The sequence below is a fragment of the Pseudomonas sp. D4002 genome, assembly GCF_013385665.1.
Taxonomy (GTDB): domain Bacteria; phylum Pseudomonadota; class Gammaproteobacteria; order Pseudomonadales; family Pseudomonadaceae; genus Aquipseudomonas.
In genome coordinates, this window is sequence record NZ_JACAPN010000056.1 from 1 (window position 1) to 17,170 (window position 17,170).

Annotated in this window: 6 protein-coding genes; 3 read left to right on the top strand and 3 right to left on the bottom strand. The window is 63.4% G+C overall.

Features of this window, described 5'->3' with window-relative positions:
* Nucleotides 1-72: 72 nt before the first annotated feature.
* On the bottom strand, nucleotides 73-657 hold the full coding sequence (locus HX824_RS30480; RefSeq protein ID WP_177055915.1) for a TetR/AcrR family transcriptional regulator: 585 nt from the start codon (nucleotides 655-657) through the stop codon (nucleotides 73-75).
* Between the two features lie 134 nt (nucleotides 658-791).
* On the opposite strand from HX824_RS30480, the gene HX824_RS30485 reads away from it, so the two are divergent.
* Nucleotides 792-1,964: an MFS transporter gene (locus tag HX824_RS30485; protein ID WP_102369571.1), complete on the top strand. Its 1,173-nt coding sequence runs from the start codon at nucleotides 792-794 to the stop codon at nucleotides 1,962-1,964.
* Here HX824_RS30485 and HX824_RS30490 read toward each other — a convergent pair whose 3' ends face one another.
* Both HX824_RS30490 and HX824_RS30495 read right to left on the bottom strand, forming a co-directional pair.
* Nucleotides 1,965-2,321, bottom strand: a complete 357-nt coding sequence (locus tag HX824_RS30490; protein WP_177055917.1) for a type II toxin-antitoxin system HicB family antitoxin — start codon at nucleotides 2,319-2,321, stop codon at nucleotides 1,965-1,967.
* Entirely contained in the window at nucleotides 2,318-2,569 is a 252-nt protein-coding gene (locus HX824_RS30495) for a type II toxin-antitoxin system HicA family toxin (RefSeq protein ID WP_063028501.1), read from the bottom strand. Before HX824_RS30495 ends, HX824_RS30490 begins: the two co-directional genes overlap by 4 nt.
* A 209-nt stretch (nucleotides 2,570-2,778) precedes the next feature.
* Between HX824_RS30495 and HX824_RS30500 the strand changes: the two genes are divergently transcribed.
* Both HX824_RS30500 and HX824_RS30505 read left to right on the top strand, forming a co-directional pair.
* Nucleotides 2,779-15,147 carry a non-ribosomal peptide synthase/polyketide synthase gene (locus HX824_RS30500; protein WP_177055918.1) on the top strand — a complete coding sequence of 4,123 codons (12,369 nt, stop codon included), beginning with the start codon at nucleotides 2,779-2,781 and terminating at the stop codon, nucleotides 15,145-15,147.
* 2 nt (nucleotides 15,148-15,149) lie between these two features.
* The coding region (locus HX824_RS30505; RefSeq protein ID WP_177055919.1) for a condensation domain-containing protein at nucleotides 15,150-17,170 on the top strand (2,021 nt) is incomplete at its 3' end.

The window sequence follows — 17,170 nt, forward strand, 5'->3', positions numbered from 1 at the left end:
GGAACCATAGGTGGCCGTTACCTAAATAATGGATATGCCCCCCTGGATCCTGACCACCCCCGCCGCACTCGTTCAGCACACGGCATTGGGCTTCAACCCGCGCAACAACAACTCCAGCCCTCGCAGAGCCTCTTCCAGCCGCACACCCGAGTCTCCATCCTGGGCGATCCACAGCGATGCGCTTACCAGGCTGCCATTGATCAGCCTCGCCAGCGCCTGGCTGCACGCCTGCTCGACTAGGTCCGCCTGCATCAAGTCATCGAGCAAACGGCGCAGCGAGTCCACGCATTGCTGCTGGTCAGTTGCGCCCAGCACCGCCGGGGCATCCTGCAATACGATGCGCTGGACCTCGGGATCCTGAGCCATGCGCAAATAAACCCGGCAGCGCTCGCAAAACCCTTCCCAAGGATCAACCGCCTGCTCCGAGATACGCTGCAGGCTCGCGTCCATTTCACCGTCGAGCTGCGCAACCACTGCCGCGAGCAAGCCTTTCTTGTCGCCAAAATGATGGTACAACGCACCCCGGGTCAGGCCGGCGCGAGCGGTGAAATCGTCCATCGACGTCTGGGCGTAGCCTTGTGTGGCGAAGGCCTGGCGGGCGCTGGCGATCAGGCGGGCGCGGGTGTCTTCGATCATGTCGGCACGGGCTCGGCTCATGGGTAAGGCTCACAATAGGTGATTGACATACGACGCGTATGTTACGCATGATTTGTCACATACGCACCGTATGTATTTTGCCCCGAACACCTCGAATAGCAAGTTTCAGGGCGCTCAGGAAGAGGTTACACACCATGGCAAACCCCTACGCCGAGCTGTTCCAGGCGCCAGGTTCCAGGGCTTTTGTATTGGCGGGCATGCTCGCCCGCATGCCGATCTCCATGACCGGGATCGGCTTGATCACCATGCTGTCGCAAGTGCACGGCGGTTACGGTTTGGCCGGTGCGGTGACCGCTACCTTCGCCCTGGCCACCGCGTTTTGCGCGCCCCAGGTCTCACGGTTGGTGGACCGTTATGGCCAGGGCCGGGTGTTGCCGGTGGCCGCGTCCATCGGCGGCGGCGCGCTGTTGCTGCTGTTGCTCTGCACCCGGGTGCAGGCGCCAACGTGGACGCTGTTCGTCTTTGCCGCGCTGGCCGGCTGCATGCCCAACATGTCGGCCATGGTGCGGGCGCGCTGGACCGAGCTGTATCGCGGCCAGCCCAAACTGCAAACGGCGTTTGCCCTGGAGTCGGTGCTCGACGAGGTGGTGTTCATCATTGGCCCGCCGGTCTCGGTGGGTCTGTGCGTGCTGCTGTTCCCCGAAGCGGGGCCGTTGATTGCCGCGCTGTTTCTGGCAGTGGGCGTGACCGCCTTTGTGCTGCAACGCCAGACCGAGCCACCGGTGCATGAACATCACGCCGAGCACGGCCGTTGGCTGATCGCCTCGCCCTCGGTGTTGATCCTGATGGTGCTGTTGATGGCCATGGGCATCATCGTTGGGGTGGTGGATGTGGTCAGTGTCGCGTTCGCCCAGCATCAGGGCCAGCCCGCCGCGGCGAGCATTGTATTGTCGGTATACGCCATCGGTTCGTGTCTGGCCGGGCTGGCGTTCGGTGCGCTCAAGTTGAAAGCACCGCTGCCGCGCCAGTTCTTGTACTGCGGCGTGGCCACCGCCGTGACCACGTTGCCGTTGTTGCTGGTGACGAATATTCCGGGGTTGGCGGCCGCGATCTTCATCTCCGGCCTGTTCTTCGCCCCGACCCTGATCGTGTCCATGGCCCTGGTGGAACAAATCGTTCCGCCCAGCCGCTTGACCGAAGGCATGACCTGGCTGATCACCGGCCTGAGCATCGGCGTGGCCATTGGTGCTGCCAGCTCCGGCTGGATGATCGACCGATTCGGCGCACCCAGCGGGTTCTGGGTGGCGCTGGCGGCAGGTGCGGTGGTGCTTGGGGCGGCGGTGCTGGGGTATCGGCGCTTGGGGTGATTACCCGGTCACCAGTGCGCCGCGATGTTGCAGGAATTCGTTCAGCGCCTGGCGCGTGAGATCGTTCAACGTGACTTTTTGCCGGGTCGCGGCGAGGGCGGCGGCCAGGTGGAGGTCATGGCCGATACGGACGTTGAACGAACCCTTGCAGGGCTTTTCCGGTGCTTGCCCAAGGGCCTGGCAGGTCTCGATGTAGTCGTCCACGGCGGTGCAAAAGGCGGCGTCCAGTTCGGCGACGGTTTTGCCCTCGTAGCTGACCAGGGCCTTGATGAAAAGCAGCTTTCCGAACAGGCAGTTGTCTTCGATGCTGGCTTCGATGGAGCCGATGTAGCCTTTGTGTTTCAGCTGGTTGTTCACTGAATCAGTTCTCCTGATTTCAATTGTTCGATGATCTGGCGCCGAATGTAGTGTTTCAGTTCGTTGCCGGGGTGAGGCTTGTGCAGGGTGATCATTGCACTGGGGTCGCCTATGTCGAACCTGACCCGGCTACCCGCCCCTTCGATTTGCGTGTATCCCAGGCGCCGCAGCAGCGTGACGAGTTCGGGCCAGGTAAAGGCCGATTGCTCATTGAGCAGTTTGGCCAGCAGCTTTTCATTTTTCGACACGGCGATTCTCGCCTGCAACTAAATGTAGTTGCAATTGATGGGTTGCGTCAATGATAGGACAGCCGCGCCGAGCCTCTCGGTGTTTGATGTAACCCTTGATGACACCGTGGTCTGCGCCCCCAATCCCCCGCTAATTTTTCCCTTCCGGATTCGTTTTATAGGGACGACGTGCCTTTGTGCTTCCTGCCTATTGCCCCGGATCCCAAGAAATGAACGCTGAAGACTCCTTGAAACTTGCTCGCCGGTTTATCGGGTTGCCCCTGGAAAAACGCCAGATGTTCCTCCAGGCGCTACACAAGGAAGGGGTGGATTTTTCCCGGTTTCCGATCCCGGCAGGGGTGGAGGCCGAGGACCGGCAGGCGCTGTCCTATGCGCAGCAGCGGATGTGGTTTCTGTGGCAACTGGACCCGGCCAGTGGCGCCTATAACCTGCCCGGCGCGGTACGGCTCAAGGGCGCCTTGAGCCTGCCGGCGATCGAGCAGGCGTTCGCCAGCCTGGTGGCCCGCCATGAGACGTTGCGCACGGTGTTCCAGCGCCAGGCGGATGATCGTCTGTTGCAAGTGGCCGCGCAGTCGCCGCTGGTTGTCGAACAGTTGGACTTCAGCGTCCTGGCACCCGCCGAGCGTGAGCAGGCGGTGATGCAGGCCGCTACCCGTCAGTCGCTGTTGCCCTTCGACCTGGCCAACGGCCCGCTGCTGCGGGTGCAATTGCTCAAGCTGGCCGAGCAGGAACACGTGCTGCTGCTGACCTTGCACCACATCGTGTCCGACGGCTGGTCGATGAACGTGCTGATCGACGAGTTCATTCGCTGCTACGACGCCCATGAGCGCAACGAGCCGCCGCAACTGCCGGCCTTGCCGATCCAGTACAGCGACTACGCCCTGTGGCAGCGCCGCTGGCTGGAGGCCGGCGAGCAGGCTCGTCAGCTGGAATACTGGCAGGCACGCCTGGGAGATGAGCACCCGGTACTGGAGTTGCCCATCGACCATCCACGCCCGGCGATGCCCAGCTACCAGGGCACCCGGCATGACTTTGCGATTGATCCGGCGCTGGCTGCGCAGTTGCGCAGTTGCGCGCAAAAACACAATGTGACCTTGTTCATGTTGCTGCTCGGCGCGTTCAACGTGCTGCTGCATCGCTACACCGGGCAGGGCGACATTCGGGTTGGCGTGCCGATTGCCAACCGCAACCGCAGCGAAGTCGAAGGGCTGATCGGTTTCTTCGTCAATACCCAGGTGTTGCGCACCGAACTGACCGGGCAAACCCGCGTCGACGAATTGCTGCAAGGCATCAAGGAACACGCACTGGGCGCCCAGGCCCATCAGGAATTGCCGTTCGAACGCCTGGTAGAAGCCTTGAAAGTCGAGCGCAGCCTGAGCCACACGCCGCTGTTCCAGGTGATGTACAACCATCAGCCGCAAGTGGCGGACATCGCCGCGGTCAACACCGCCTCCGGGCTTGAACTGTCCCTGGTGCAATGGCAAGGCCGTACCACCCAGTTTGACCTGAGCCTGGACACCTACGAGAAGTCCGGCACCCTGCACGCCGCGCTGACCTATGCCAATGACCTGTTCGACGCCGCCACCATCGAGCGCATGGCCCGGCACTGGCTCAGCCTGTTGCAGGCGATGGTCGCCGATGGCAGCCAGCGTATCGGTGAACTGCCGATGCTCGCCGCCGCAGAGCAGCACGTGCTGGTGCATGACTGGAACCAGACGGCCGAGGCGTACCCGACCGAACGTGGCATCCACCACCTGATCGAAGACCAGGTACAACGCACTCCGCAGGCCGTTGCCCTGGTGTTCGGCGCGACGCAGTTGACCTACGCGCAGCTCGACGCGCGCGCCAACCAGTTGGCCCATGCCCTGCGCGAGCAGGGTGTTGGCCCGGACGTACTGGTGGGGATCTGCATCGAGCGCTCCATCGAAATGGTGGTCGGCCTGCTGGCGATTCTCAAGGCCGGCGGCGCCTACGTCCCGCTGGACCCTGAATACCCCCGCGAACGCCTGGCTTACATGATCGAAGACAGTGGCATCGGGCTGCTGCTCAGCCAGCAGAGCCTGCTGTCGACCTTGCCGGTCGACGGCATCAACGTCATCGCACTCGACCAGGCACAAGGCTGGCTCGACGATTACGGCCGCGAGCCTCTGGCCGTCAACGTGCACGCGCTGAACCTCGCCTATGTGATCTACACCTCCGGCTCCACCGGCAAGCCCAAGGGCGCAGGCAACAGCCATCGTGCGCTGGTCAACCGCCTGTGCTGGATGCAGCAGGCTTATGGCCTGGATGCCAGCGACGCAGTGTTGCAGAAAACCCCGTTCAGCTTTGACGTGTCGGTGTGGGAGTTCTTCTGGCCGTTGATGAGCGGCGCACGGCTGGTGGTCGCAGCACCCGGCGAGCATCGCGAGCCGGCTCGCCTGATCGAGACCATTGGCGAGCACGCTATCACCACGCTGCACTTCGTACCGTCGATGCTGCAGGCATTTATCCACGAGCCGGGCGTGCAGGCCTGCGCCAGCCTCAAGCGCATCGTATGCAGTGGCGAGGCGCTGGCGCTGGATGCGCAGTTGCAGGTGTTCGCCAAGCTTCCGGGCGCCGGGTTGTACAACCTCTACGGCCCGACTGAAGCGGCCATCGACGTCACCCATTGGACCTGCATCGACGAAGGTGCCGACAGCGTGCCCATCGGCCGCCCCATTGCCAATCTGGGAACCTACATCCTCGACGCGCAACTCAACCCTGTGCCGGCAGGTGTCAGCGGTGAGCTTTACCTCGGTGGCACCGGGCTGGCCCGCAGTTACCACCGGCGCGCGGCGCTCACCGCCGAGCGTTTTGTGCCGTGCCCGTTCAATGACGGTGCGCGGCTGTACCGGACCGGCGACCGGGTGCGCCAGCGCGCCGACGGTGTGATCGAATACCTCGGCCGCCTCGATCATCAGGTCAAGCTGCGCGGCCTGCGTATCGAGCTGGGTGAAATCGAGACCCGCCTGATGCAACACCCGCTGGTGCGCGAGGCCGTGGTGCTGGTGCAGGGAGGCAAACAGTTGGTTGCTTACCTGGTGCTGGAGGGAGGCGAGCCTGCCACGCCGTGGCAACCGGAGCTCAAGGCGTGGCTGTTGAACAGCCTGCCGGAATACATGGTGCCCACCCACCTGATGCCGCTGGTGAAATTGCCGGTGACCGCCAACGGCAAGCTCGACCGCAAAGCCTTGCCGTTGCCGGAAGCTGCGCCGCAGCAGGCGTTTGTGGCGCCACAGGATGCATTGCAAAAAGCCCTGGCGGCGATCTGGGAGGATGTGCTCGGTCTTGAGCGCGTCGGCCTCGAAGACAACTTCTTCGAGCTGGGCGGCGATTCGATCATCTCCATCCAGGTGGTCAGCCGTGCGCGGCAGGCCGGCATCCGCGTCAGCCCGCGTGACCTGTTCCAGTACCAGACCGTGCGCAGCCTGGCACTGGTCGCCACCCTCGATAAACGCTCGGCGGTGGATCAGGGGCCGGTGAGCGGTGATGCCGTGCTCGGGCCGATCCAGCAGCATTTCTTCAGCCGCGGGATGCCGGTGCGCGAACACTGGAACCAATCGCTGCTGCTGACTCCCCGTGAGGCCTTGAATGCGCAGTGGCTCGATACAGCGCTGACGCACATCATCAATCACCACGATGCCTTGCGCCTGCGTTTTACCGAAAGCACCGAGGGCTGGCAGCAAAAACACGATGCTCCAGTGGCCAGCGCTGATCTGTGGCTACGCGATGCCGAGTCGGCGGAACACCTGAATACCTTGTGCAACGAGGCGCAGCGCAGCCTTGACCTGCAAAACGGCCCGCTGTTGCGAGCCTTGCTGGTCACGCTGGCCGATGGCAGCCAGCGCCTGGCGCTGATCGTTCACCACCTGGTGGTCGACGGTGTGTCCTGGCGCGTATTACTGGAAGATCTGCAGCAGGCTTACGAACAATTGGCGGCAGGCGGTGGCATTGAGCTGCCGCCGAAAACCAGTGCATTCCAGGGCTGGACTGCGCGGCTCGAACAGCAAGCGCAGCGCTTCGATGAACAACTGATGTACTGGAAAACCCAGCATCAGGATGCGAAGGATCTGCCGTGCGACCGACCTGACGCCAGCCTGCAAAATGCGCAGGGTGAAAAAATCGAGTGGCGACTCGACGCCGCACGGACCCGTCAGTTGCTGCAACAGGCGCCCGCCGCGTACCGCACGCAGGTCAATGACCTGCTGCTCACCGCGTTGGCCCGCACCATCAGTCTCTGGAGCGGTCAGGCAGGCACGCTGATCGAGCTTGAAGGCCATGGCCGCGAAGACCTGTTCGATGACATCGACCTGAGTCGCACCGTGGGTTGGTTCACCAGCCTGTTCGCGGTCAACCTCACCGCCAGCGATGACCTCGACGGTTCGATCAAGTCGATCAAGGAGCAACTGCGCGCGGTGCCGGACAAAGGCCTGGGCTATGGCGTGCTGCGTCATCTGGCGGCCCCGGCAGTACGCGCCGAACTGGCGGCACTGGCGCCACCGCGGATCACCTTCAACTACCTGGGCCAGTTCGACCGTCAGTTCGACGACGCGGCCTTGTTTGTGCCGTCTGCCGAAACCAGCGGTGTGGCACAGGACCTGGCGGCACCATTGGCCAACTGGCTGACGGTTGAAGGCCAGGTCTATGGCGGCGAACTGTCGATGAGCTGGGGCTTCAGCCGCGAGATGTTCGACAGCGCGACCGTGCAGCAACTGGTGGACCGCTATGCCAGCGAGCTGCATGCACTGATCGAACACTGCTGCACCTTGCCGGCCGCGCAAGCCACGCCATCGGACTTCCCGCTGGCGCGGGTGACCCAGGCGCAACTGGATGCGCTGCCGGTGCCGGCCGGTCAGCTCGACGATCTCTATCCGCTGTCGCCCATGCAGCAAGGGTTGCTGTTCCATACCCTGTACGAACAGGCGGCGGGTGAGTACATCAACCAGTTGCGCGTCGACGTGCAGGGCCTGGATCCCGAGCGTTTCCGCGCCGCTTGGCAGGCCACCGTCGATGCGCAAGACATCCTGCGCAGCGGTTTCGTCTGGCAGGGCGAGCTGGCGCAACCGCTGCAGATCGTGCACAAGCAGGTGCAACTGCCGTTCGCCACCCTGGATTGGCGGGCCCGCGACGATCAGCCGGCGGCCCTCGCGGCGCTGGCCGATGCCGAGCGAGCGCAAGGGTTTGACCTGGCCTGTGCGCCCCTGCTGCGCCTGGTACTGGTGCAGACCGGCAGTGACCAATGGCACCTGATTTACACCCATCACCACATCCTGATGGACGGCTGGAGCAACTCGCAGTTGCTCGGCGAAGTATTGCAGCGCTATAGCGGCCGCACACCGGCGAATGCCGGCGGCCGCTATCGCGACTACATCGCCTGGCTGCAACGTCAGGACGCCCAGTTGAGCCAGGACTTCTGGAGCGAACAACTGGCCGCGCTGCAAGCGCCGACCCGGCTGGCCCGCGCGGCCACCGCAGGCGCGCGCCAGAGCGGTCACGGCGACCATTACCTGACGCTGGACGAGCAACGCACCCAGGCGCTGGAAGTGTTTGCCCGCCAGCAGAAAATCACCGTCAACACCCTCGTGCAAGCCGCGTGGCTGCTGTTGCTGCAACGCTATACCGGACACGAAGCGGTGGCGTTCGGTGCGACCGTGGCCGGTCGTCCGGCGGACTTGCCGGGCATCGAGCAACAGGTCGGCCTGTTCATCAACACCCTCCCGGTGATCGGCGCACCGCGTCCCGATCAAAGCGTCGGCCAATGGTTGCAAACGGTGCAGGCGCAGAATCTCAGCCTGCGTGACTTCGAACACACGCCGCTGGCGGACATCCAACGTTGGGCCGGGCAGGGCGGTGAAGCGCTGTTCGACAATATCCTGGTGTTCGAAAACTATCCGGTAGCCCAGGCGCTGAGCCAGGCCGGGCAGGGGCTGGTGTTCGGCGATGTGGGCAACCTGGAACAGACGCACTACGCGTTGAGCGTGGCGGTGACCCTCGGCCGGCAGCTGGCGTTGCATTACAGCTTCGACCGCGGCCAATTCGCGAGCGAGGTGGTCGAAGGCATCAGTGCGCATTTGCTGCAACTGCTTGAGCAGTTTGCCGAGTCGGCAGAACGCAATCTGGGTGAAATCGCCCTGGCAAGCCGCGACGAACAGGCCCGCCAGCAAGCGCAGAACCATCCACAGCCGTACCCGGTGGACATCGGCGTGCATCAGCGCATTGCCACCCTGGCGGCCGAGCGCCCGCAACGCACAGCGGTGATTTTCAACGATCGGCAGTTCAGCTACGGTGAAATCGACCAGCGCGCCAACCAACTGGCCCACGCGCTGATCGCCCGCGGCGTTGGCGCTGAAACCCGTGTGGGTGTGGCGTTGCCGCGCAGCGAGTCGGTAATTGTGGCGTTGCTGGCGGTGCTCAAGGCCGGCGGCGCTTATGTGCCGCTGGACACCCTCTACCCGCGCGAGCGCCTGGCCTACCTGATCGAGGATTCGGGGCTGGCGCTGCTGATCAGCGATTCGTCGGTGTCGGCGCAGCTGCCGGTTGCCGAATCGGTACCCTTGCTGGAGCTGGACCGTCTTGATCTGCGTGAGCAGTCGATCAAGGCACCCTCGGTGCAGCTCGACCCGCACAACCTTGCTTATGTGATCTACACCTCCGGCTCCACTGGCAATCCGAAAGGCGTCAGCGTTGCCCACGGTCCATTGGCCATGCATTGCCAGGCCATCGGCCAGCGCTATGACATGCGCGACAGCGACTGTGAGTTCCACTTCATGTCGTTCGCCTTCGACGGTGCCCACGAGCGCTGGCTGACCAGCCTGACTCACGGGGCTTCGCTGCTGATTCGCGACGACACGCTGTGGACGCCGGAGCAGACCTACAACGCCATGATCGAACACAGCGTGACCGTGGTCGCGTTCCCGCCGGTGTACCTGCAACAACTGGCCGAACATGCCGAGCGCGTCGGCAATCCACCGAAGGTGCGCATCTATTGCTTTGGCGGTGACGCGGTGCCGAACGCCAGTTTCGAGCGGGTCAAGCGTGCGCTCGATCCGGACTACATCATCAACGGCTACGGCCCGACCGAAACCGTGGTCACCCCGCTGATCTGGAAGGCCGGTCGCGAGGTGCCGTGCGGTGCTGCCTACGCGCCGATCGGCAGCCGCATCGGTGACCGCAGCGCCTATGTGCTCGACACCGACCTGAACCTGTTGCCCCAAGGCATGGCCGGTGAGCTGTATCTGGGGGGCACCGGCCTGGCCCGTGGGTACCTCAACCGACCGGGGCTGACCGCCGAGCGTTTTGTCGCTGACCCGTTCAGCGCCACTGGCGGCCTGCTTTACCGCACAGGCGACCTGGTGCGCCAGCGCGCCGACGGCACGTTCGACTATCTGGATCGTATCGACAATCAGGTGAAGATTCGCGGCTTCCGCATCGAGCTGGGTGAGGTCGAAGCGGCGCTGCAAGCCCTTCAGGGTGTGCGCGAAGCGGTGGTCGTGGCCCAGGAAGGCAGCGCCGGCAGCGGCAAGCGCCTGGTGGCTTACGTGGTCGGCGATTCAACCCGTGCCGGTTTCAGCGAAGACCTGCGTGCGCAGCTCCAGGCTTCATTGCCGGCGCATATGGTGCCGGCGTATGTCTTGTCTCTGGAACGCATGCCGCTGACACCGAACGGCAAGCTGGATCGCAAGAACCTGCCCAAACCGGATGTCAGTCAACTGCAACAAGCCTACGTCGCTCCGCGCAACGCGCTGGAGCAGCAACTGGCGACGATCTGGCAAGACGTGCTCAAGCTTGGGCAGGTGGGCATCAGCGACAACTTCTTCGAACTGGGTGGCGATTCGATCATTTCGATCCAGGTGGTCAGCCGTGCGCGGCAGGCGGGGATTCGCTTCAGCCCCAAAGACCTGTTCCAGCACCAGAGCATCCAGGCGCTGGCCGTGGTCGCACAGACCGGTGAGACGCTGCCGTCGATCGATCAGCGACCGGCGACCGGCACCACGGTGCTGTTGCCGATTCATCAACAATTCTTCGCTCAGGAAATTCCCGATCGTCACCACTGGAACCAGTCGGTGATGCTCAAGCCGGCGCAGGCACTGGATGCACACGCACTGGAGCAGGCGCTGGAGGCTTTGGTGGCGCATCACGACAGCTTGCGCCTGGATTTCGTCGAACGGGCTGACGGCTGGTCGGCACACTACCGTGACGTCGCGGCGCACACGGATCAAACGCTTCTGTGGCCAGTGGAGGTCGCGGACCTCGCAGCCCTTGAGGCACTGGGTGACGAAGCCCAGCGCAGCCTGCAATTGAACGGTGGTTCGCTGATACGCGCGGTGCTGGCGAACCTGGCGGACGGCACTCAACGGCTGTTGCTGATTATCCATCACCTGGTGGTCGATGGCGTGTCGTGGCGGATTCTGTTCGAGGATCTGCAGAACGCCTACCGGCAAATCCTTTCAGGCGCAGGTGTGCAGTTGCCGGCCAGGACCAGTGCGGTCAAGGCCTGGGCGGCGGCATTGCAGGGCTACGCCACAACCCCTGCGCTGCAGGCCGAGCTGGGTTTCTGGCAACAACAGTTGCAGGGCGCTTCGCCAGCCTTGCCGTATGACCGTCCGAACGGCGGGCAGCAACATGATCAGGCCCTGACCTTTCGTAGCAAGCTGGACCGGGCCCTGACCCGCCAGCTGTTGCAGGATGCGCCGGCGGCCTATCGCACCCAGGTCAACGACGTATTGCTGACCGCGCTGGCGCGGGTGATAACGCGCTGGACCGGTGACGACAATGCGTTGGTGTTGCTTGAGGGGCACGGTCGCGAAGACGTGTTCGAGCACATCGACCTGACCCGTACCGTGGGCTGGTTCACCAGCGTGTTCCCGGCGCGGCTGTCGCCGGTTGCGGATCTCGCTGGGTCGCTCAAGCAGATCAAGGAGCAGCTGCGGGCAATTCCGCATAGGGGCATCGGCTTCGGCGCACTGGCGTACCTGGGCGATGAACAGACACGGGAGTCTCTGCAAGCCTTGCCGCTACCGTGCCTGACCTTCAACTATCTCGGTCAGTTCGACGCCAGCTTCGATACCGCCGACGATGCCCTGTTTGTGCCGACCGGCGAATCCGGCGGTGAAGAAGTCAACCTGCAGGGGCCGCTCGGCAACCCGCTGGCGCTCAACAGCAAAGTCTTCGGTGGTGAACTGGACCTGAGCTGGACCTACAGCGGCGCGATGTTCGATGCCGCGACCATCCAGCGCCTGGCCGACGACTATGTGCAAGAACTGACGGCGCTGATCGGCCATTGCTGTGACAACGCCAACCGGGGAGTGACGCCGTCGGATTTCCCGTTGGCGCAACTGTCTCAGGCCCAACTCGATGCGCTGGTGCTCGAACCTCAAGGCATCGACGACATCTACCCGTTGTCACCGATGCAGCAGGGCATGCTGTTCCACACCTTGCTCGAACAGGGGAATGGCGATTACATCAACCAGATGCGCCTGGATATCGATGGCGTCGATCCGCAACGCTTCCGCGCGGCCTGGCAAGCCGTGGTGGATGCCCATGACATCCTGCGTACCGGGTTCATCTGGCAAGGCAATCTTGAACAACCGATGCAGGTGGTACAGCGTCAAGTGCAGGTGCCGTTCCGTGTGCTCGACTGGAGCGGTCACGCCGATCGGGATGCGGCACTGCAAACCCTTGCCGATGAAGAGCGCGCCCAAGGCCTGGACCTGAACTGCGCGCCCTTGATGCGCCTGGTACTGGTACGCACGGCAACTGATCGTCATCACCTGATCTACACCAACCATCACATCCTTATGGATGGCTGGAGCAGCGCGCAGTTGCTCGGCGAAGTGTTACAGCACTACAGCGCAGAAAGCGTGGCACGGCCCGTTGGCCGGTATCGTGATTACATCGCGTGGCTGAAGCGGCAGGACGCATCGCTCGGCGAAGCGTTCTGGAAGGAGCAGTTGCACGCCCTGGATGAACCGATTCGCCTGGCGCAGATGTTTGCCCGTCCGGCGCAGGCCATCGCCACCCACCTTTACGCTCACCACCACCTGCACCTCGATGAGCAGCAAACGCGCCGTCTGGGCGACTTTGCCCGAGAGGCGAAAGTCACCGTCAACACTGTGGTCCAGGCTGCGTGGCTATTGCTGTTACAGCGTTACAGCGCAAAGTCCTGCGTCGCCTTCGGCGCAACCGTGTCGGGGCGCCCGGCGGACCTGGCAGGCGTCGAGCAACAGATTGGCCTGTTCATCAACACCTTGCCGGTCATTGCCAGCCCGCGCTCCGAGCAGAGCCTGGGGGATTGGCTGCATAGCGTCCAGGCGCAGAACCTGGCGTTGCGGGACTTCGAGCACACCGCGTTGTTCGATATCCAGCGCTGGGCGGGGCAGGGTGGTGAAGCGCTGTTCGACAACATCCTGGTGTTTGAGAACTATCCGATTTCAGAAACCCTGGAGAAAGGTTCGCCTCAGGGTCTGCGCTTTGGTGCCGTGGGCAATCTGGAGCAAACCAACTACCCGCTGACCCTGCTGGTGGGCCTGGGCGCCGAGCTGACCGCGCAGTTCAGCTATCAATGTGCGAGCTTCACACCTGTGTCGGTGGAGCAGATCGGCGTGCACCTCAAGCGTCTTCTGCTGCAAATGAGCAGCGATGCCGCACGCCCACTGGGTGACCTCACGCTGTTGGACCCGAGCGAAACCCGCCAGCAATTGCAGGACTGGAACGCCACCGCAAGCGTCTACCCGGGCGAGCACTGCATTCATCGTCTGTTTGAGGCGCGGGCACGGCAGACGCCGGATGCCACGGCGCTGCTGTTTGCTGATCAGGCGCTGACCTACGCTCAACTCAATACCCAGGCCAATCGCCTGGCGCATCGTTTGATTGAACTCGGTGTCGGCGCTGACCAACCGGTGGGTATCGCCCTTGAGCGTGGGGTGGACATGATCGTCGGGCTGCTGGCGATCCTCAAGGCCGGTGGCGCCTACGTGCCGCTCGATCCGCACTATCCGGTGGATCGCCTGGCCCACATGATTGAAGACAGTGGGTTGCAGTTGCTTCTGACCCAGGCATCGTTGCTGCGCCAGTTGCCGATTCCGGCAGGGGTGCACACCGTCTTGGCGAGTGCAATGGATGAACCGGTCAGCCCTGAACAGGCGGCCAATCCGCAGGTGTCGGTGGACGGCGATAACCTGTGCTACGCCATTTATACCTCGGGCTCTACCGGCAAGCCCAAGGGTGTGATGGTACGCCATGGTGCCCTGGTGAATTTCGTTGCCAGCATGGCCCGCGAACCAGGCATCGAGGCAAGTGACCGCCTGCTGTCGCTGACCACCTTCTCGTTCGATATTTTCGGCCTGGAACTGTACGGCGCGCTGTTCAGCGGTGCGGCCGTGGTGCTGGTGGACAAACAGAGCGCCCACGACCCTGAAGCATTGCTGGGAATTATCGAACAGCAGCAGGTCAGTATCGTGCAGGCCACGCCGTCGACGTGGCGCATGTTGCTTGAGCATCCCATGGCCGAGCGTCTTGCCGGACGCACATGCCTGTGTGGCGGCGAGGCATTGGCCGAGGACCTGGCCGAGCGCTTGCTGGCGGTCGCAGGCCCGGTCTGGAACCTCTACGGGCCCACGGAAACCACGATCTGGTCGGCGGCTTATCCACTGACCACAGACAAGCGCTTGCCTTACCTCGGCCGGCCGATTGCCAACACCTCGCTGTACATCGTCGGCGAGCACTTCGCGCCGAACCCTGTCGGGTTGATCGGTGAATTGCTGATTGGCGGTGATGGCCTGGCGCGCGGGTACCACGAGCGGCCGGCGCTCACCGCCGAACGCTTCCTGCCGGATCCATTTGGTAATGGCACACGGCTGTACCGCACCGGTGACCTTGCGCGACATCGCGTCGACGGTGTGATCGAGTACATCGGCCGGGCAGACCACCAGGTGAAAATTCGTGGCTTTCGCATCGAGTTGGGAGAGATCGAAGCGTGCCTGTTGGCGCAGGACGCGATCCGCGAGGCGGTGGTGGTGCCTCAGCAAGGGCCGGGTGGCACGCAGTTGGTGGCCTACCTGATTGCGGCCGGTACTGAGGCGGCCGAGGCGCAGTCGTTGGTGGCGCTGCGCGACGAGCTGAAGGCGCGGCTCGCCTGCGACCTGCCGGACTACATGATTCCGGCGCACTGGATGCTGCTTGAGCGCTTCCCGCTGACGCCCAACGGCAAGCTGGACCGCAAAGCCTTGCCGCTGCCCGACGCCAATCAGTTGCTGCGGGCCTATGTGGCGCCGCAAGGGGCGCTTGAGCAGAGCGTCGCACAGATCTGGCAAGAGGTGCTCAAGCTTGCGCGGGTAGGGCGCGACGACAACTTCTTTGAATTGGGCGGGCATTCCTTGCTGGCGACCCAAGCGACAGCCCGCCTGCAAATGGAGCAAGGCGCAGCCGTGCCCCTGGACCTTTTATTTCGAACCCCATCGCTGTCGGAGTACGCCGCGCAACTGGCGGTGCACCTGACACCTCACTCCAGCGAAGACTTGAGTGAGATGCATGATTTCCTGGCAGACCTGGAGACCCTTTGAAAATGACTCAGCTCGATAACCTGTCTCTGGTTCAGCGATTCATCCGTTTGCCGCTCGCCCAACGGCAAGCGTTCCTGCAAAAGCTGCACAGCAAAAACATGAGTTTTGCCGCGTTGCCGATTCCGGCGATGCGTGACGAGTTCGAGCATATCGGCCTGTCCTACGCCCAGGAGCGCCAGTGGTTCCTCTGGCAATTGGACCCTCACAGCGCGGCCTACCATGTGCCGACGGCGCTGCGGTTGCGCGGTGCACTGGACGTGCCGGCGTTGCAGCGCAGCTTCGATGCATTGCTGGAGCGCCATGAGGTGCTGCGTACGGTGTTTGTCGACGGGCCGGAAGGGCCGCTGCAGGTTGCGCACGCATGCCTGAGCCTGCCGGTCACGACGGTGGTGCTGGAAGCGGTGCCGGACGCCGCAGCGCTCAAGGCGTTGATTGACACTGAAATCACTGCGCTGTTCGACTTGCAGCAGGGCCCGCTGTTGCGGGTCAAGCTGTTGCAACTGGCACCGGACGACCACGTGCTGGTGCTCACCCAGCACCACATCATTTGTGACGGCGCATCGGCGCAGATCATGGTTCACGACCTGGTCAAACTCTATGCTGCCCACAGCACCGGCCAGGCGCCGGACCTGCAGGCGCTGCCGATTCAATACGCCGACTATGCGATCTGGCAGCGCAAATGGATGGAAGCCGGCGAGCTTGCGCGGCAATTGGGTTACTGGACCGAACGCCTGGGTGATGGCGGTGAAGTGCTGCCTTTGCCTGCTGACCGCGCCCGTCCGGCGGTGCAGAGTTACCGCGGTGCGCGGCTGGACCTCGCCATCGATGCCGGGCTGACCGAACGCCTCAAGCGCGTGGCCCAGCGCGAAGGCTGCACCTTGTTCATGCTGTTGCTCGCCTCATTCCAGGTATTGCTGCACCGTTACAGCGGCCAGTCGGACATCCGCGTGGGCGTGCCGGTGGCCAACCGCAACCGTCTTGAAACCGAAGGCCTGATTGGTTTCTTCGTCAATACCCAGGTGCTGGATGCGCGGATTCAGGGGGCAATGCCTTTCGATCAATTGCTGGCGCAGGTCAAGCAGGCTTCGCTGGGCGCCCAGGCTCACCAGGATTTGCCGTTCGAGCAATTGGTGCAAGCCCTCGCACCGGACCGACACATGAGCCACAGTCCGTTGTTCCAGGTGATGTTCAATCACCAGAGCGGCGATGCCGCCCAAGCGTTGCAACTGCCAGGCTTGCATGTCGAGAGCCTGGATTGGAGCTCGCACACGGCGCAATTCGATCTGACCCTTGGCACGCACGAGACCCAGGGCGCATTGGCCGCCACATTCACCTATGCCACTGATTTATTCGACACTGGCACCATCGAACGCCTGGCCGCTCACTGGCTGAACCTGCTGCAAGGTATCGTCGCCGATCCGCAACGGCGCATCGGGGAATTGCCGCTGCTGGACGCGACCGAGCAACAGCACAACATCGCCCAGTGGAACCCCGGCCCGGGCAGCTTCCCAAGCGACACCTGCGCCCATCAACTGATCGCCGAGCAGGCCCGTCAACGGCCTGACGCCGTGGCCCTGCGTTGCAACGGCCAGACCCTGACCTACGCTGAACTGAATGCTCAGGCCAACCGCCGTGCGCATCAGTTGATCGCTCACGGCGTGGGGCCGGACGTGCTGGTGGGCCTGGCCGCGGAGCGGGGTATCGAGATGATCGTCGGCCTGCTGGCGATCCTCAAGGCCGGCGGCGCTTATGTGCCGCTCGACCCAACCTACCCGCAGGACCGCCTGGCCTACATGATGCAAGACAGCGGCATCCAACTGCTGCTGGCCCAGGCGTCGCTGGCCGGTCAATTGCCGGTGCCTGACGGCGTGAAAACCCTGCTGCTGGATACCGACGTCAGCGCCTTTGCCAACAACGACCCGCAAGTCGTCATGGATCCTTCGAACCTCGCCTACGTGATCTACACCTCCGGTTCCACCGGCAACCCCAAAGGCACCTTGCTTGCGCACCACAACATCCTGCG